14 protein-coding genes and 4 pseudogenes are annotated in these 17,496 nt (G+C 69.3%); 13 read left to right on the top strand and 5 right to left on the bottom strand.

From position 1 onward, the window contains the following. Positions 1-11 precede the first annotated feature (11 nt). Together pxpB and ACAD63_RS14125 are read left to right on the top strand one after the other, a co-directional pair. The gene (pxpB, locus tag ACAD63_RS14130; protein WP_195432227.1) at positions 12-1,613 is read left to right on the top strand and encodes a 5-oxoprolinase subunit PxpB; all 1,602 of its coding nucleotides are present in this window, start codon (positions 12-14) and stop codon (positions 1,611-1,613) included. 5 nt (positions 1,614-1,618) lie between these two features. Then, positions 1,619-3,349, top strand: coding sequence for an acetyl/propionyl/methylcrotonyl-CoA carboxylase subunit alpha (locus ACAD63_RS14125; RefSeq protein ID WP_434032868.1), 1,731 nt, complete (start codon positions 1,619-1,621; stop codon positions 3,347-3,349). Positions 3,350-3,367: 18 nt separating this feature from the next. Here ACAD63_RS14125 and ACAD63_RS14120 read toward each other — a convergent pair whose 3' ends face one another. From ACAD63_RS14120 to ACAD63_RS14110, 3 genes and pseudogenes are all read right to left on the bottom strand, one after another. Beyond that, positions 3,368-3,529 carry a hypothetical protein gene (locus ACAD63_RS14120; RefSeq protein WP_431189919.1) on the bottom strand — a complete coding sequence of 54 codons (162 nt, stop codon included), beginning with the start codon at positions 3,527-3,529 and terminating at the stop codon, positions 3,368-3,370. Between the two features lie 49 nt (positions 3,530-3,578). Continuing rightward, positions 3,579-3,722 (bottom strand): annotated as a pseudogene (locus tag ACAD63_RS14115) (hypothetical protein); the annotation flags it as partial. Between the two features lie 41 nt (positions 3,723-3,763). Then, entirely contained in the window at positions 3,764-5,377 is a 1,614-nt protein-coding gene (locus ACAD63_RS14110; protein WP_434032867.1) for an alkaline phosphatase D family protein, read from the bottom strand. Positions 5,378-5,873: 496 nt separating this feature from the next. Here ACAD63_RS14110 and ACAD63_RS14105 point away from each other — a divergent pair, with 496 nt between their 5' ends. Further along, positions 5,874-7,280 carry an SLC13 family permease gene (locus tag ACAD63_RS14105; protein ID WP_133097364.1) on the top strand — a complete coding sequence of 469 codons (1,407 nt, stop codon included), beginning with the start codon at positions 5,874-5,876 and terminating at the stop codon, positions 7,278-7,280. 36 nt (positions 7,281-7,316) lie between these two features. After that, positions 7,317-8,006 (top strand): annotated as a pseudogene (locus tag ACAD63_RS14100) (AMP-binding protein); the annotation flags it as partial. Here the strand turns inward: ACAD63_RS14100 and ACAD63_RS14095 are convergent. Continuing rightward, a pseudogene (locus tag ACAD63_RS14095) lies at positions 8,000-8,480 on the bottom strand (AMP-binding protein); the annotation flags it as partial. The pseudogenes ACAD63_RS14100 and ACAD63_RS14095 overlap by 7 nt on opposite strands. Between ACAD63_RS14095 and ACAD63_RS14090 the strand changes: the two are divergent. The 9 genes and pseudogenes from ACAD63_RS14090 to mdcH form a co-directional block, all read left to right on the top strand. Beyond that, a pseudogene (locus ACAD63_RS14090) lies at positions 8,409-8,849 on the top strand (AMP-binding enzyme); the annotation flags it as partial. The pseudogenes ACAD63_RS14095 and ACAD63_RS14090 overlap by 72 nt on opposite strands. A gap of 63 nt (positions 8,850-8,912) precedes the next feature. Beyond that, the gene (locus ACAD63_RS14085) at positions 8,913-9,830 is read left to right on the top strand and encodes a LysR family transcriptional regulator (RefSeq protein WP_135705132.1); all 918 of its coding nucleotides are present in this window, start codon (positions 8,913-8,915) and stop codon (positions 9,828-9,830) included. Positions 9,831-9,964: 134 nt separating this feature from the next. Then, the gene (gene mdcA, locus ACAD63_RS14080) at positions 9,965-11,623 is read left to right on the top strand and encodes a malonate decarboxylase subunit alpha (RefSeq protein ID WP_434032866.1); all 1,659 of its coding nucleotides are present in this window, start codon (positions 9,965-9,967) and stop codon (positions 11,621-11,623) included. Then, a complete protein-coding gene (locus tag ACAD63_RS14075) occupies positions 11,623-12,570 on the top strand; it encodes a triphosphoribosyl-dephospho-CoA synthase (RefSeq protein WP_434032865.1) in 948 nt (315 codons plus the stop codon). The genes mdcA and ACAD63_RS14075 overlap by 1 nt, the downstream gene beginning before the upstream one ends. After that, positions 12,570-12,887 (top strand): malonate decarboxylase subunit delta, encoded by a 318-nt coding sequence (locus ACAD63_RS14070; protein ID WP_195432127.1) that lies wholly within the window; start codon positions 12,570-12,572, stop codon positions 12,885-12,887. The genes ACAD63_RS14075 and ACAD63_RS14070 overlap by 1 nt, the downstream gene beginning before the upstream one ends. Beyond that, positions 12,884-13,735 (top strand): biotin-independent malonate decarboxylase subunit beta, encoded by an 852-nt coding sequence (locus tag ACAD63_RS14065; protein ID WP_195432128.1) that lies wholly within the window; start codon positions 12,884-12,886, stop codon positions 13,733-13,735. The genes ACAD63_RS14070 and ACAD63_RS14065 overlap by 4 nt, the downstream gene beginning before the upstream one ends. Further along, positions 13,732-14,568 (top strand): biotin-independent malonate decarboxylase subunit gamma, encoded by an 837-nt coding sequence (gene mdcE, locus ACAD63_RS14060; protein WP_434032864.1) that lies wholly within the window; start codon positions 13,732-13,734, stop codon positions 14,566-14,568. Before ACAD63_RS14065 ends, mdcE begins: the two co-directional genes overlap by 4 nt. Beyond that, complete coding sequence (locus tag ACAD63_RS14055; protein ID WP_195432130.1) at positions 14,556-15,212, top strand: malonate decarboxylase holo-ACP synthase; 657 nt, start codon at positions 14,556-14,558, stop codon at positions 15,210-15,212. Before mdcE ends, ACAD63_RS14055 begins: the two co-directional genes overlap by 13 nt. Next, positions 15,200-16,132 carry a malonate decarboxylase subunit epsilon gene (gene mdcH / locus ACAD63_RS14050; protein ID WP_135705138.1) on the top strand — a complete coding sequence of 311 codons (933 nt, stop codon included), beginning with the start codon at positions 15,200-15,202 and terminating at the stop codon, positions 16,130-16,132. The genes ACAD63_RS14055 and mdcH overlap by 13 nt, the downstream gene beginning before the upstream one ends. Positions 16,133-16,178: 46 nt before the next feature. Here the strand turns inward: mdcH and ACAD63_RS14045 are convergent, their stop codons facing one another. Beyond that, positions 16,179-17,486, bottom strand: a complete 1,308-nt coding sequence (locus ACAD63_RS14045; RefSeq protein ID WP_434032863.1) for a multidrug effflux MFS transporter — start codon at positions 17,484-17,486, stop codon at positions 16,179-16,181. Between the last annotated feature and the right edge of the window lie 10 nt (positions 17,487-17,496).

Here is a 17,496-nt window from a genome sequence, read left to right as displayed (position 1 = left end):
CGGAGCTAGTCTTGCGTTTCCTGCCCGTCACTTCGAATGCCCTGCTGGTAGAGCTGGCCGACCTCGACCAGACCCTGGCCCTGCTTGCCTCGCTGCAGCGCGATCCGCTGCCTGGCGTGGCCGAGCTGGTGCCCGCCGCGCGCACCATCCTCGTTTACTTTCGCCCGTCGGCGACCAGCGCCGCCGCGCTGGTGCGGGCCATTGCCGCGCGCGACCTGTCGCAGCGCGTCGAGCGCAGCGACATCCTGGTCGAGATCCCGGTGCGCTATGACGGCGAGGATTTGGCCGAGGTCGCGCAGCTGCTGGGCATCACGCCGGAGGAAGTGGTGCGACGCCACACCGGCAGCGAATACACCGTGGCCTTTACCGGCTTTGCCCCGGGCTTTGCCTACCTCAGCGGCGGCCATCCCAGCTTTGACGTGCCGCGCCGCAGTACGCCGCGCACGCGCATTCCCGCCGGCGCAGTCGGCCTGGCGGGCACCTTCAGCGGCGTATATCCGCAGGCCAGCCCCGGCGGCTGGCAGATCATCGGCGTGACGCCGGTGCCGATGTGGGACCTGGATCGCGACCAGCCCGCGCTGCTGCAGCCCGGCTATCGCGTGCGTTTTGTCGATGTCGCGAGGCTCAATGGCGTGGCGCATGCCGCCGGCAGCGTTGCCGTGGCGCCGGCGCGCCAGCCCGTGCAGTCCGATAGCGCGCCAGCAGCCGCGTCGTTGAAGGTGAAGGGCACCGGCCTGCAGACCGTGTTCCAGGACCTGGGCCGGCACGGCCAGGCGGGGCAGGGCGTCTCGGCCTCGGGCGCGATGGACCAGGCGGCGCTCAAGGCCGCCAACCGGCTGGTGGGCAACCGCAGCGATGCCGCGGCGCTCGAGACCATCGGCGCGGGCCTGCAGCTGCAGAGCGTGGGCGAGAGCGTGCTGGCCGTCACCGGCGCCGATGCGCCGCTGACGGTGCGCACCGCCGACGGCAGGCAATGGGAGGTCCCGAACCACCAGGCGGTGGCGCTTGCCGATGGCGACACGCTGGCCATCGGCCAGCCGCTGGCCGGCGCGCGCTGCTACGTCGCCGCGCGTGGCGGTTATGCGGTGGCGCCGGTGCTGGGCAGCTGCGCCACCGACACGCTGGCCAGGGTCGGCCCCGCGCCGCTGGCGGTGGGCGATGTGATCGACCTGCGCCAGGCTCCGGCTGGTGCCATCGTCGGCGCACCCGAAATGCCCGCGGAGAACCTGCCCACGGTCGAGCAGGAAGTCGTGCTGGACGTGGTGCTCGGGCCCCGCACCGACTGGTTCACCACCGAATCCGTACAACGGCTGGCCGCGCAGCGCTGGCAGGTCACGCCGCAATCCAACCGCGTGGGCCTGCGCCTGGCCGGCGAAGTGGCGCTGGAGCGCGCCATCGCCGGCGAGCTGCCCAGCGAAGGCACCGCGCTCGGGGCGCTGCAGGTGCCGCCGAGCGGCCAGCCCGTATTGTTCCTGGCCGACCATCCGCTGACCGGCGGCTATCCCGTGATCGGTGCCGTGGCGCCTTATCACCTCGACCGCGCCGGACAAATCCCGGTCGGTGCCTGGCTGCGCTTCAATCCCGTCGGCGCCTTCGAAGAACTGCAACCGTAACTGCCATGAAGAAAGTCCTGATTGCCAACCGTGGCGAGATCGCCGTTCGCATCATCCGCGCCTGCGCCGACTATGGCGTGGCCTCCGTCGCAGTCTATGCCAACGCCGATATCGACGCGATCCACGCGCGCCTGGCCGACGAAGCCTACGGCCTCGACGGCGACCGCCCGGCGGACACCTACCTGAATATCCCCAAGCTGCTCGAGATCGCGCGCCGCAGCGGCGCCGACGCGGTGCACCCCGGCTATGGCTTCCTGTCGGAAAGCGAAGCCTTCGCCCGCGCGGTGATCGATGCCGGCCTGACCTGGATCGGCCCGTCGCCGGAAACCATCGCCCGGCTGGGCGACAAGGTGGAAGCGCGCAAGATCGCGCTGCAGGTAGGCGCGCCGCTGGTGGCCGGCACGCCCGACCCGGTGACCGACGCCAACGAAGTGCTGGCCTTTGCCGAGCGGCATGGCCTGCCCATCATCATCAAGGCGGCGTTCGGCGGCGGCGGCCGCGGCATGAAGATCGCCTGGCGCATGGATGAGGTCGAAGAGCTGTACGCGTCGGCCGTGCGCGAAGCGGTCACGGCCTTTGGCCGTGGCGAATGCTTCGTCGAGCAGTTCCTCGACAAGCCGCGCCATATCGAAGCGCAGGTGCTGGCGGACAAGCACGGCAACGTGGTGGTGCTCGGCACGCGCGACTGCTCGTTGCAGCGGCGCAACCAGAAGCTGGTGGAAGAGGCGCCGGCGCCGTTCCTGAGCGACGAACAGCGCGCCCGCATCCACGCCGCCGCGCGCGATATCTGCGCCGCCACGGGCTACACCAGCGCCGGCACCGTCGAATTCCTGCTCAGCACCGGCGGCGCGATCTCGTTCCTGGAGGTCAACACCCGCCTGCAGGTCGAGCACCCGGTGACTGAGCAGACCACCGGCGTCGACCTGGTGGTCGAGCAACTGCGCGTGGCCGACGGCCTGCCGCTGTCGATCACCGAGACGCCGGCGCCGCTGGGCCATTCAATCGAATTCCGCATCAATGCCGAAGACGTCGGCCGCGGCTTCCTGCCGACGCCCGGCCCGGTGCAGCGCTTCGAGGCCCCGTCCGGCCCGGGTGTGCGGGTCGATTCGGGCGTGCAGACCGGCTCGGTGGTGCCCGGCACCTTCGACTCGCTGATGGCCAAGCTGATCGTGACCGGCGCCACGCGCGAGCAGGCGCTGGCGCGTGCGCGCCGCGCGCTGCGCGAGTTCCGGATCGAGGGCGTAGCCTCGGTGCTGCCGTTCCATCGTGCTGTGATCGATCACGCCGATTTCCTTGGCGCCGACGGCTTCAAGGTCCATACGCGCTGGATCGAGTCCGACTTCACCGAGCCGCTGGCCGCCGCCGTGCGCGCCGAGCCGCAGCCGGACGGCAGCCTGCTGCGCACCGCGATCGAGATCGACGGCCGCCGCATGGTGCTGGGGCTGCCGGCGCAGCTGCTGCGCGGCCTGGCCGAAGCGCCGGGGCAGGGCAGTGCGGCCGCCGCCGCGCCAGCTGCCACCACCAACGCCGCCGACCTGCCTTCGCCGATCGCCGGCACGGTGCAGGCCTGGAAGGTCAACGTGGGTGACGAGGTCAGCGAAGGCGACCTGATCGCCGTGATGGAAGCGATGAAGATGGAGATGCAGGTCCACGCCCATCGCAGCGGCCGTGTTGCATGGCAGGCTGAGACGGGCGTGTTCCTGGCAGCGGGCGCACCGCTGGCCAGCGTGGAGTAAGTGCGCCCGGGGCGCCGGCTATTTGTCGGCGCCGCCCATCTTGCGCAGCCCCTTGAACACGAACGGCGCCGCCAGCGCGGCGGCGGCCAGCGCCACCGGATGCCTGGGCATGAAGGGATGCGGATGCGATGGCGTGAAGCCGAACCCTTCCAGCGCGCGCGCCGTGTCGGCATAAGCCAAGCAGGTCCTGCGGACGGCGCGGGACGGCCACATGCATGCCCACGGTATCGAGATCCAGCTCCAGCACGGTGGTGTAGCGTGGCTGCGCGGCGTCGTCGAACCACAGGCCGACGCGGCGCGAATACGCTTCGACCAGCGCGATCGCGGCCTCGTCGCGGCCCCCTAACCCGCAAGCGGAAGAGGGAGCACACAATCAGCAGGTTCGTGCCACCGCAGTGTGCAAAGGGCGCCGGCCTAGCCAGCCGCGGCCCGCTGCACGCCCGGCCGCCGGTCCTCGACCACGAACGCCGCCTGCGTGCCGACCGCGCTGTCCGCGCGCGTCACGTCTTCCACGGCGCGCAGCGTGGCGGCCCAGCGTGCGGGCGTGGCCTCGACCACGGTGTAGCCGCGCTGGTCCGGCCGCGCATGCACGATATGCGGATTCCGGGCCACGATACTGGCGACACTCTGCATGCTGCTGCCGGAGGCCGAGGCGATGGAGGTCGTGCAGAACTCGCTGGCGATCACGCGGGATGACGGGTTGCCGAAGTCGGCCAGCACATTGCAGGCGTAGTGCTGGTGGATATCCCCGCCGATGAACACGGTATTGCGCGGCGCCGCCGCCGCGATGCTGTCGAGCAGGCGCTGGCGCGCGGCGGGATAGCCGTCCCAGGTATCGCTGTGGAAGGCTTCTTCCGGCGGCGCCTTGTAGTTGCGCCGCGAGAAGATGGTCTGCTGCGCGATCGCGCTCCAGCGCGTCTGGTCGCGCTGGTCCTGCGCCAGTCCCTGTGCCAGCCATTGTTCCTGCGCGCTGCCCAGCATGGTGCGGCGCGGGTCGTAGAGCGCGCTGCATTCGCCGGGGGACACCGAACCCCTGGCGGGCTGGCCGGGTTCGCGGCAGGGCTGGATATCGCGATACTGGCGGTCGTCCAGCACATGGAAATCGACCAGCCGGCCCCAGCGGTGGCGCGCGTGGATGCTCAGCGCATCCGGCGTGCCAAGGCCCGCCGTGCCATGCACCAGCGAGCTCGCGCGGATCGGCATGTTTTCATAGAACGCCTGGTAGCCGGCCGTGCGCCTTGCGAGAAACGCGGCCGCCGGCTCGCTGCCCGCGCGTCCCGCATAGTCGTTCTGCACTTCATGGTCGTCCCAGGTAACCAGCCAGGGGCACGCGGCGTGCATGGCCTGCAGCAGCGGGTCGCTCTTGTACAGCGCGTAGCGGTCGCGGAAGTCCTGCAGGCTGGTCGCTGTGGGCAGGCTATGCGTGCGCGGCAGGTGCGCGCGCGCGTGGGCCGGGACCGCGGCCTCATAGATGTAGTCACCCAGAAAAACCACCAGGTCCAGGTTTTCCTGCCGCATCTGCCGGTACGCGGCGTAGTGGCCTTGCTCCCAGCGCTGGCAGGAAGCAAAGGCAAAGCGCACGCGCGGGGCCAGCGTATCGGCCGCCGGCGCGGTGCGGGTGCGGGCCGGGGCGGTGGCTGCGTCGCCGTGCATGAAACGGTAGTAGTACCAGCGGTCGGGGCGCAGCCCGTCGACTTCCACATGAACGGAATGGCCGAGTTCCGGCAGCGCCTGCGCCTGGCCGCGGCGCACGATGCGCCGGAATGCCTCGTCCTCGGCGACTTCCCACTGGACGGTCAGCGGCCCTTGCAGTGGCGTGGTGCCAAGGGCATCGGCCTGCGGCGTGCCAGGGATGGCGCCGCCGAGCAGGCGCGTCCATAGCACGAAGCCGTCGGGCGTCGGCGCGCCGCTGGCCGCGCCCAGCGAGAACAGGTCGCGCTCGCGCAGCGTGGCGGAGATGGCCCAGCGGGGCAGTTGGGTGGCAAGGGCGGAGGCTGCCGCCAGCTTCAGGAAAGTTCTCTTTTGCATGCCGGTTCCGGGATGTCGGAGGTTCGTCTCGCGCTGTCGATGTGCAGAACTATAGCGAAACGGGTTTGCCGGTTCGGGACATCGGAAGTCGTCCCGGGTGCACCTGGCTGGCCGCCGGAGATCGCCGCCGTGCAGTCAAAAGCCTGCCATGGCAACGATCCCGCCTTTCTGCCGGCCGTCCAGCGTTTCGTGCGCGCCTGCTTTCCGCTTTCCGTAAGGATCGGCCCGAGCGCTTAATTGATGGCTTCGCGCCGGCGCCATATCGTTCAGCCAGACCAACAAAGACAAAAACTACGGGGCGCAATTCCGGCCCCGGTCGGTGCCGTTCCATGCGGCCTCACAGACAAGGAGACAAGACATCATGGCCTATCCCTTCCATACGTTGCCGTAGCGGCAGATCCGAATCTCCGGCAGCCGGGCCCCCGCGCTGCCGGATTCCCCTGACCTTCTTGCCAGGCGGCATGCGCAGACGCGCGCAAGCCGCGACGGAGCCGTTATGTCGTCACACGTCATTTCCATCTCAGTGCTAGGGCTGATGTTTGTCATCGCCACGGTCCTGCCGATCAACATGGGCGCGCTAGCCTTTGTCGGTGCCTTCCTGGTCGGCACCCTGGTCGCGGCCATGCCGGCCAAGGCGATCCTTGCCGGCTTTCCCGCCGACCTGTTCCTCACGCTGGTCGGCATCACCTACCTGTTCGCCGTGGCGCAGAACAACGGCACCATCGACTGGCTGGTGCGGCTTGCGGTGCGGGCCGTGGGCGGCAGGATCGCCGCTATTCCGTGGATCATGTTCATGATCGCGGCGCTGCTGACTTCGGTCGGCGCGGTCAGCCCGGCGGCGGTGGCCATCATCGCGCCGATCGCGCTGGGCTTTGCCGCGCGCTACGGCATCAACCCGCTGCTGATGGGCCTGATGGTCATCCATGGCGCGCAGGGCGGCGGCTTTTCGCCGATCAGCATCTATGGCGGCATCACCAACAAGATCGTGCAGAAGGCAGGGCTGCCGCTCAACGAGATGGCGACGGCATTCGCCAGCCTGGGCGTGAACCTGGCCGTGGCCGCGGGCCTCTTCGTGGCGCTGGGCGGGCTGCGCCTGATGCGGCAATCGGCACCGGCGGTGGCCGCGCCGCAATCGGTCGCCGGCGGCGTGCTGGCCATGGGTGCGCCGTTCGGCGCGCGCACGGTGCCGGCACAGGGCGCGCAGATCTACGGCGATGCGGAGGCCGAGGCCGGCGTCGAAGAGCAGAAGACGATGGCGCGCGACCGCGCTGCGCTGCTCGGCAGCGAAGCGGAAGCTGCTGCCGCGGCTCCCGCCGGGCTCTACCAGTACCTGACCGTAGGCGGCCTGGTCGCGCTGGCGGTGCTGACCCTCTATTTCAAGCTCGATATCGGCTTTGTCTCGCTGACCATCGCGCTGCTGCTCACGCTGATGGCGCCGGAGCTGCAGAAGCGGGCGCTGAGCCAGGTGTCGTGGCCCGAGATCATGCTGATCGTCGGCGTCAGCACCTTCGTCGGGGTGATGGACAAGATGGGCACCATCGACTTCGTCGGCCACAGCGTCGCCGGCCTGACGTCGCCGCTGATGGCCGCGCTGCTGCTGTGCGTAGTCGGCGCGGTGGTGTCGGCGTTCGCGTCGTCGACCGCCGTGCTGGGTTCGCTGATCCCGCTGGCGGTGCCGTTCCTGCAGCAGGGATCGGACGTGAGCGCCATCGGCTTTATCGCCGCCATGGCGGTGTCCTCGACCATCGTCGACGTCAGCCCGTTCTCGACCAACGGCGCGCTGGTGCTCGCCAACGCGCAGGGCGTGGACCGGCAGGCCTTCTTCCGCACGCTGCTGATCTATGGCGCGCTGGTCACCGTGATCGCACCGGTGGTGCTGTGGCTTGTCTTCGTCGTGCTTTGATTCCTGTTGCCGCTACCTGACTCCTGATTCCTGACCATGAAACTGCTTGAATCCGTCATGCCCGCCCAGCAGGCCATCCTGCCGGCGCGGGCCCCGGCCAGCCAGGCCGCGATTCCCGGCATGGACGCCTACCGCGCGCTATGCGAGGAAGCCGAACGCGACTACGAAGGCTTCTGGGCACGCCACGCCCGCGAGCTGCTGCACTGGAACAAGCCCTTCACCAAGGTGCTGGACGAGAGCAACGCGCCGTTCTACAAGTGGTTCGAGGATGGCCAGCTCAATGCCTCGTACAACTGCCTGGACCGCAACCTGGAAAACGGCAATGCCGACAAGGTCGCGATCGTGTTCGAGGCCGACGACGGCACGGTGACGCGCGTCACCTACCGCGAACTGCATGCGAAGGTGTGCCGCCTGGCCAACGGCCTGAAGACGCTCGGCATCAGGAAGGGCGACCGCGTCGTGATCTACATGCCGATGTCGGTCGAAGGCGTGGCCGCGATGCAGGCCTGCGCGCGCCTGGGCGCGACGCACTCGGTGGTGTTCGGCGGCTTCTCGGCCAAGTCGCTGCAGGAGCGGCTGGTCGACGTGGGCGCGGTGGCGCTGATCACCGCCGACGAGCAGATGCGCGGCGGCAAGGCGCTGCCGCTGAAGGCCATCGCCGACGATGCGCTGGCGCTGGGCGGCTGCGAGGCCGTGAAGAACGTGATCGTGTACCGCCCCTCGGGGAAGTAGCTCTTCCTGAAGCGCTCCGGAATCGCCCCAGATGGTGCGGATCATGGCCGGCCACGGGCGCTTGACCACCAGGATGCCGCCATTGCCGTTGGGCAGGTCATGGCCGGTCTCGTCGACGATGGCGGCCATGATGCCCGGCAGCGGCAGCGTGCACGAACCCGGCACCAGCGGCGTCGCGCCCGGCAGCGGCGTGATCATGTGGCCGCCGGTCTCGGTCTGCCAGAAGGTGTCGACGATCGGGCAGCGCTCGTTGCCGATGTTCTTGTAGTACCACATCCACGCCTCGGGATTGATCGGCTCGCCCACGGTGCCGAGCAGGCGCAGGCTCGACAGGTCGTATTGCTTCGGGTGGGAGCTGGGCGGCAAGCACGAGCCGTCGCCGGCCAGGTACAGCCGATCCGCGACAAGGACACCGGCTACTTCACCATCATGGGCCGCATCGACGACGTGCTGAACGTGTCGGGGCACCGCATGGGCACGATGGAGATCGAGTCGGCGCTGGTGGCCAACCCGCTGGTGGCCGAGGCCGCGGTGGTCGGCCGTCCCGACGACATGACCGGCGAGGCGATCTGCGCGTTCGTCGTGCTCAAGCGCGCCCGCCCGAACGGCGAAGAGGCCATCAAGCTTGCCACCGAGCTGCGCAACTGGGTCGGCAAGGAAATCGGCCCGATCGCCAAGCCCAAGGACATCCGCTTTGGCGACAACCTGCCCAAGACGCGCTCAGGCAAGATCATGCGCCGCCTGCTGCGCTCGCTGGCCAAGGGCGAGGCAATCACGCAGGACACCTCGACGCTGGAGAACCCGGCGATCCTCACGCAACTCGGCCAGTCCAGTTAGCGGTGCGCATTGCCCGCCACGCAGCTAAGATAGGAGCCTGCCCCAACCACAGCCCCCCGACCCATGAGAATCCGCATCGGCGAAGAGATCACCTTCCGCAAACTCGAAGCCCTGCTGGCGTTCATGGAATCGGGCAACCTGGCCAAGGCGGCCGAGATCCTGGATACCAGCACGGTCAGCGTGCACCGCGCGCTGCACTCGCTGGAAGAGGGCACCAGTTGCGCGCTGTTCCGCCACGAGGGCCGCAACCTGATCCCGACCGACGCCGCCCATGTGCTGGCGGATACGGCCAGGGAAGTGCTCAAGGCCATGGCCGACGGCATCCGCGCCACGCGCGAGGCCGCCGGCTTTTCGGCCGACCACCTCAAGATCGGCTCGCTCTATTCGCTCACGGTCCAGACCGTGCCCAGGATCGTGATCGGCCTGAAGCTGCGGCGCCCGGAGCTGCAGACCGAGCTGATGCTGGGATCGAACGCGGACCTGCTGCAGAAGCTCAAGCAGGGCTCGATCGACGCCGCGCTGATGGCCGTGCCCGAGCCCGATCCGGAGATCGAGTCGATCCCGCTGTTCGAGGACGATATCTTCTTTGCCGCGCCGGCCGGTTCGCCCTATGCCTCGATGCCCGCGGTGGACCTGCGTGCCTGCCGCGACGAGCCCTTCGTCAGCCTGAGCGAGGGCTTCGTCACCTACAGCGGCTTTGTCGAGGCGTTCCGTATTGCCGAATTCACGCCTAATGTGGTGATGAAGGTCGGCGACATCTTTTCGCTGATGAACTTAGTGGGCGGCGGCATCGGATACACGCTGCTGCCGGGCCGGGTGAAGGGCGTGTATTCGCGCAATGTGGCGTTCGTGCCGCTGGCCGGCGAGTACGACATCAAGCAGACCATCGCGCTGAACTTCCTGCGCCGCCGCGAGCGCGATCCCAACCTGCTGGCGCTGGCAGCGGCGTGCCGGATGGCGATGCGCGAAGCCGACCAGTAGGGGCGCGGGCGGCTTTTCGCCCACTCCCTGGTCTCGCTTCCGGCCAGCGTAACGGTTCATTTGCTGGCGTGATTGTTTGCCGGACGCCGCCTGTTTAAGGTGGAGCCATCAGACAGACACCAGCCGGAGACGCGATGACCAACACCAGCACGGGCCGCCAGTGGAATACCCGCAGGCAAGCCAAGGCGCGCCGCAAGCAGAATGCCGCAGCCATTGCCGACGGCAAGGTGGTGCCGACCAGCGACATTGTCGCGTTCCTGGAAGCCGTGCTGGCGTCCGGCGACCGCGTGGTGCTGGAGGGCAACAACCAGAAGCAGGCCGACTTCCTGTCGCGCTCGCTGGCGCAGGTCGATCCGGCGCGCGTGAATGCGCTCCACATGATCATCCCCAGCGTCAGCCGGGTCGAGCACCTTGACCTGTTCGAACGCGGCATCGCGCGCAAGCTGGATTTTTCGTACGCGGGGGCGCAAAGCATCCGCATCTCGCAGTTCCTGGAGGACGGTCAGCTCGAAGTCGGCGCGATCCATACCTATATCGAGCTGTATTCGCGGCTGTACGTGGACCTGGTGCCCAATGTGGTGCTGATCGCCGGCTACAAGGCCGATCGCCAGGGTAACCTCTACACCGGTCCGAGCACTGAGGACACGCCGGCGCTGGTCGAGGCCGCGGCCTTTCGCGACGGGCTCGTGATCGCGCAGGTCAACGAGATCGTCGACGATCCCGCGGGCCTGCCGCGCGTCGACGTGCCGGGCTCCTGGATCGACTACGTGGTGCAGGCGGACAAGCCATTCTTCTGCGAACCGCTGTTCACGCGCGACCCGCGGCTGATCAAGCCGGTCCACGTGCTGATGGCGATGATGGCGATCCGCGGCATCTACGAGCGCCACCAGGTGCAGTCGCTCAACCACGGCATCGGCTTCAACACCGCGGCGATCGAGCTGATCCTGCCGACGTACGGCGAGTCGCTCGGGCTGAAGGGCAAGATCTGCAAGTACTGGACGCTCAACCCGCACCCGACGCTGATTCCGGCGATCGAGACCGGCTGGGTCGAGAGCGTGCACAGCTTCGGCAGCGAGCTGGGCATGGAAGCCTACGTCGCCGCGCGGCCGGACGTCTTCTTTACCGGCGCGGACGGCTCGATGCGCTCGAACCGGGCCTTCTGCCAGCTTGCCGGCCAGTATGCGGTGGACCTGTTCATCGGCTCGACGCTGCAGATCGACGGCGACGGCCATTCGTCCACGGTGACGCGCGGGCGGCTGTCCGGCTTTGGCGGCGCGCCCAACATGGGCCACCAGCCGGGCGGGCGCCGCCACCCGACGCCGGCGTGGCTCGACCTGATCGAAACCGACGACCCGCTCGCGCGCGGCCGCAAGCTGGTGGTGCAGATGGTCGAGACCTTCCAGGCCGGCGGCAAGCCGACCTTTGTCGAATCGATGGATGCGGTCGAGGTCGCGCGCGAAAGCGGCATGCCGCTGGCGCCGGTGATGATCTACGGCGACGACGTCACGCACGTGCTGACCGAAGAGGGCATCGCCTACCTCTACAAGGCGCAATCGCTGGAGGAGCGGCGCCGGATGATTGCCGCCGTGGCCGGCGTCACGCCCATCGGCCTGAAGCACGATCCCGCCACCACGCGCCGGATGCGCAGCGACGGCCTGATCGCGCTGCCGGAAGACCTGGGCGTGCAGCGCAGCCAGGCCACGCGCAGCCTGCTGGCGGCCAAGAGCATGGCCGACCTGGTCGACTGGTCCGGCGGGCTGTACGAGCCGCCGGCACGCTTCCGGAGCTGGTGATGGCAGCCGCCACCGCAAGGATCCTGCAAGCGCAGGCCGCGTACGCGCCCGCGCAGCGCCCGGCGGCCTCGGCCCATGCCGAGGCGCTGGCGGGACTCGCCGTCGGCGCCATTGCCGAAGAAGCGCGGCTCTCGCCCAAGCCCGGCCTGGTCGACAGCCGCGGCAGCGGGGCCCATGCCGACCTGACCTTGCCGCTGATGCTGCGCTCGGCGCACGCGCTGGGGCCGTCGTTCGCGGCCATGGCCGATGCCGGGCTGCGGGCGCCGCGTGTGGGCTATGGCCTGCGCGAACAACTGGGCGCGCTCGGCCGCGAGGCCGAGGCCGTGATGCTGGCCGCCACCGGCGGTGTCAACACGCATCGTGGCGCGATCTGGTGCATGGGCCTGCTGGTCGGGGCCGCGGCGCACGCGAGCGCGGCAGGGCTGGCCGCCAGTGCCGGGACGATCAGCGCCACGGCCGGCGCCATCGCCGCGCTGGCGGACCGGCACCGGCCAAGGCTCACCGGCAACAAGGGCGAACTCGCCTGTCTGGCCTACGGTGTCGGCGGCGCGCGCGCCCAGGCGCGCGCGGGCTTCCCGCACGTGACGCGGCTGGCGCTGCCGGCGCTGCAGCGCAGCCGCGCGCGCGGCGATACCGAATCGACGGCCCGCCTGAACGCGCTGCTCGCGCTGATGAGCGAACTGGACGATACCTGCGTGCTGGCCCGGTCAGGACGGCAAGGGCTGGATTACATGCAGGCCGGCGCGAAGGCGGTGTTGTCGGCAGGCGGCGCGGGCACGGTCGCCGGGCGGCGCCACCTGCGCAGCCTCGATGCCGGCATGCTGGCCCGCAGGGCCTCGCCGGGCGGCGCGGCGGACCTGCTGGCCGCGACGATCTTCCTCGACCGGCTGTCACGGGACGGGACGGCCAACGTGACGGCTGCAGAAAACGACTTCAGGGGACTGTGATGGAACAACTGCGATTTGAATTCCCGGCGGGGCAACCCGCTACCGGACGCGTCCTGGTCGGCGTGGTGGGGTCGGGCGACCTCGAGGTAGTGGTCGAGCCGGGCCAGGGCGGCAGGACCACGGTGGAGGTCACCACCTCGGTCAATGGCTACGGCCGCGTCTGGGATGCGCAGCTCTCGCGCGTCTTCGCCGCCGAGCCGCGCGCATCGATGCAGATCCGCATCCACGACTTTGGCGCGACGCCCGGCGTGGTCGGCATGCGCCTGGCGGAAGCGTTCGAGGCGCTGGGCGGCCCGCAGCAAGGAGACAGCGCATGAACACCGCGGAACTGCTGGCGCGCAACAGTTTTATCGAACTCGGCGCACGCGAGCGCGCGCGTGCATTGCTCGACCCGGGCACCTTCCGCGAACTGGCGGGGCCGTTCGACGGCCTGCAGTCGCCGTGGCTGCCGCCGCAAGGCGTGGTGCCGCAGAGCGATGACGGCGTGGTGGTGGCCAAGGGGCGCATCGACGGGATGCCGGTGGTGGTGCTGGCCATCGAGGGGGCCTTCCAGGGCGGCAGCATGGGCGAGGTCGGTGGCGCCAAGATCGCCGGGGCGCTGGAACTGGCGGCCGAAGACAACCGCCGCGGCGAACCGACGCGCGCGGTGCTGCTGCTGGAAACCGGTGGCGTGCGCCTGCAGGAGGCCAATCTTGGCCTGGCGGCGATTGCCGAGATCCACGCGGCGATCGTCGACCTGCGCCGCTACCAGCCGGTGGTCGGCGTGATCGCGGGGCAGGTGGGCTGCTTTGGCGGCATGTCGATCGCAGCCGGCCTGTGCAGCGCGCTGGTGATGACGCAGGAGGGCCGGCTGGGGCTGAACGGCCCGGCCGTGATCGAGCAGGAGGCGGGCATCGCCGAGTACGACTCGCGCGACCGGCCTTTTATCTGGAGCTTCACCGGCGGCGCGCAGCGCGTCGCCACCGGTTTCGCCGATGCGTATGTCGACGACGACTGCGACGCAATGCGCGCGCAGGTTGCCGCGCTGCTGCGCGGGCCGGTCGCCGCCAGCCATCGCAGCGAGCAAGTCGCGCGATACCTGGCCGCGCTGCAGGCGTACGACGCCAGCGCCCAACCCACGCCCGCCCAGGTGCAGGCACTGTTTCAACGGGGGACCGACGCATGAACGCACCACTTCATCCCGCTGCCGCGCGCGAAGCCAGCCGCGGCGAACGCTGGCTGCAGGCGCTGGCGCCGGCGGCGTCGCGCCAGCCGGGCTATCCGGATTCCGTGCAGGTGGCCGACGGCGAACTGGCCGGCGCCGCGGTGCGCTGGATTGCGCTGGTGCCCGATGCCGCCAGCCGCTTCCCGCGCGCGCGCAACGGCGAAGCCGGACTGCTCGAGGGCTGGTCGCTGGCGCGCGCGGTGCGCGAGGCGATCGAGGCGGACCGCGCCGCGCCGGTCAAGCGCGCCATCGTGGCGATCGTCGATACGCCCAGCCAGGCCTACGGCCGGCGCGAGGAGGCACTGGGCGTCCACCAGTCGCTGGCCGGCGCGGTGGCCGCGTATGCCGAGGCACGCCTGGCCGGGCATCCGGTGGTGGCGCTGATTGTCGGGCGCGCCATGTCGGGCGCCTTCCTTGCGCACGGCTACCAGGCCAACCGGATCATCGCGCTCAATGACCCGGGCGTGCTGGTGCATGCGATGGGCAAGGAAGCCGCGGCCCGCATCACCATGCGCACGGTCGAGGACCTGGAGGCGCTGGCGTCGACAGTACCGCCGATGGCCTACGACATCGAGAACTTCGCCACGCTGGGCATCCTGTGGCGGCTGATCGAGGTCGAGTCGGCCAGTGCGCCGGTGGCGGCCGATGCGCTCCTCGCGCGCGACACCATCCTGTCCGCGCTGGCCGACATCCGCCGCGACCCGACGCCGGGCCTGCAAGGCCGCCTCGGCGGGGCCAACCGGAAGGCGTCGGCAGAGGTACGCGCGTGCCTGTCCCGGCAATGGCAAGCGTGAATTTCGCGCCGCCCGCGCCGCACGACCTGGTCTGGCTGGACGACCCGGCCAGCGCGCTGGAGGGCGCGGCGCTGCCGGCGTGGGTCTCGCTGCCGGCGCTGCACGACACGCCGGTGGTCGTGCGTCGCGACGGCCGCCGGCCGGGGGAGATCCCCGTTGGCTTGCGCGGCCGCTCGCGTGCAGAGCGCTTCGGCACGTGGATTGCGCCGTCGGCGATGCGCAAGCTCGTCACGCCGATGGAGCTGGCCGCCCAGCGCGCCTGGCGCCTGCGCCCGGACCTGGCGGCATTGCCGGCAATCCGCGCGCTCGAGGCCATCGCCGGCCGGCTCGACGCCGCAGGCATCCGCTGGGGCGTGACCGGCAGCGCCGGCTTCTCGCTGGCCTGCGCGCAGAACGTGCTGCATGCCGACAGCGACCTGGATCTGGTCGTGACGGCAGACCAGCCGCTGGCGGCGGGCCATCTCGAGTTGCTTGGCGAACTGCAGCGCAACGCGCCGGTCCGCGTCGACATCCAGATCGCGACACCGTACGGCGGCTTTTCGCTGCTGGAACGCCTGCGCAGCGGGGGCAGGGTGCTGCTGAAGACGGACCACGGACCGTGCCTGTGCGACGATCCGTGGCAGCCATCGCCATGCAAGTCCTGATCACGTTCCCCGGGCAGGGGACACAGCGCCCCGGCATGCTGAAGGACCTGCCAGCCGACCCGGCAGTGGCGGCGGTGCTGGCCGAAGCGGAGGAGGTCCTGCAAGTACCGGCGGCAGGGATGGATACGCCCGAGCGCCTGCAATCGACGGTCTGGACGCAGCTGTGCCTGCTGACGTCGGGCGTGGCGATGGCACGATGCCTGGCCGCTTACGACGCCCGCGCCGACGCCGTGGCCGGACTTTCAATCGGCGCGTATGCCGCCGCGGTGACTGCCGGCGTGCTCTCCTTTGCCGATGCCTTGCGCCTGGTGCGCCTGCGCGGGGAACTGATGGCGCAGGCCTATCCCGCCGGCTACGGCATGACCGCCATCCTGGGGCTCGACCGCAACCGGCTCGCACCGTTGGTGGCGCAGGTGTGCTCGCCGCAACGGCCGGTATACCTGGCTAACTTCAACGCCCCGACGCAGATCGTGATCGCCGGCAGCGAGGCGGCGATGGCCGAGGTATCAGCGCTGGCGCTTGCCGCCGGCGCGCAGGCCGCAAAGCCGGTCGCCATCCATGTGCCATCGCATTGCCCGCTGCTCGATGCCGCGGCGCAGGCGCTGCAACAGGCCATGCAGGGCGTGGCGCTGTGCGCGCCCTCGCTGCGTTATTTCAGCGCCAGCAAGGCGCGCGAGCTGCGCGACCCGCGCAGGATCGCCGACGACCTGGCGCTGAACATGGCCACGCCGGTGCGCTGGCATGAAACCATGCTGCTGGCACATGCCAATGGCGCACGGCTGGTGGTGGAAGCGCCGCCGGGCGACGTGCTGACGCGCCTGGCCCAGCCAATGTTCGCCGACGGCATGCCGCTGGCGTGCGACCGGACGCGGCTGGATTCGATCGTGGCGCTGATGCGGCGCACGCGGGCGAGTCCCTGAAGCAGGTCCAAACCAGAGCGGACAGAGGCGTTCGCACCGGCTCCCGCTAGCCTCTCCCGCCTCTCCCGCCTCTCCCGCCTCTCCCGCCTCTCCCGCCGCCAGATCCGCCGGCCCCATTCATGGATTGCGATCGGTCCATTGAACGTAGCGCCAAGTAGGCCAGGAGCGCGCCAAGGCATTGGATCGACAGCATGCCAAGTGCCATTCGCGTAAGGGAGACAGCAAGGAGCGGCATGACCAGCGCGGACAACAACGCATTCCCGACCTGTTGAAACGTCAGGTAGCAACTGGCCGCCAGGCCTCGGCGCGCCGGGGCGCAATCCAGAGCCAGCAATTGCAGGCTCGGCTGGGTCAGCATCATGCCGAAGGCAAAGCAGGGAAGAGCCGTCACGATCCACGGCAGCGCGGATGCATGGAACACGCCGAGGGAAAGATTGACCAATGCCGCGGCGAACATGACGATGTGCCCCCCCGCGATGGTCTTCCATGGGCTCACCCTGCCAGCAAGACGAAATAGCGCGAGCGAGCCTAGCAGCAATCCCGCAACAATCGGCACGAACAGCCATGCGAAGGATTGCGCATTCAATCCGAGGTGCTGCGTAACGAAACTGGGAGCACCGAGTACATAGACGTAGATGGCCATGTTGACGCTAGCATTGGCCAGCGCCAACAACACAAAGCTGCGATGCGAAAGAACGTTGCCATACGCCTGAGCAAGCCGGATGGGATGCAGCACATGCCGTTCAGGTGGCGGCAGGGTTTCAGGCAGCCAAAGCCAGCAGGCCCCGAGCAAGCCTGCGGACAGCAGAGCAAGAAAGAAAAAGATGCTGCGCCAGCCCGCCCAGGCCAGCAGCCAGCCACCGCAGACTGGTGCCAGCGCCGGGGCCAGCGCGAACAGCATGCCGACCAGTGCCAGTTGCCTTTGAGCGGTTGCCCCGCTGGCAACGTCCCGGACCATGGCCCGGCCAACGACGGCCCCAACTCCCGCACTCAGCCCCTGCATGATGCGGCCGGCGTACAGGGTCTCTATTTGCGAAGCCGCTGCACAGACCAGCGACCCCAGGGCGAACAGCGCGAGTCCGGCGAGGACGGATCTGCGACGCCCGATTGCGTCGGAGATTGCTCCATGCCACAGCATCATCAGCCCGAAAGGAAGCATGTATGCCGTCAGAGACTGCTGTACTTGTGCCGGACTGGCCGACAAAGACGTGCTGAGCGAGCCGAAGGCTGGTAGATAGGTCCCGATGGCGAATTGGCCCAGCATCACAAGGCCGCCCACGAGTATCGTAAAGCGAGGGCCGGTGCTGGTTGTGGCCGACACCTGCGCGCGTGTCTCCGGATACTGCAGGCTCATGGAATCTTCG

The organism is Cupriavidus sp. a3 (assembly GCF_051015765.1).
In the GTDB taxonomy this organism is placed as follows: Bacteria; Pseudomonadota; Gammaproteobacteria; order Burkholderiales; family Burkholderiaceae; genus Cupriavidus; species Cupriavidus oxalaticus_A.
The sequence above is the reverse complement of the archived record's forward strand: the minus strand, read 5'-3'. Positions and strand labels throughout refer to the sequence as shown.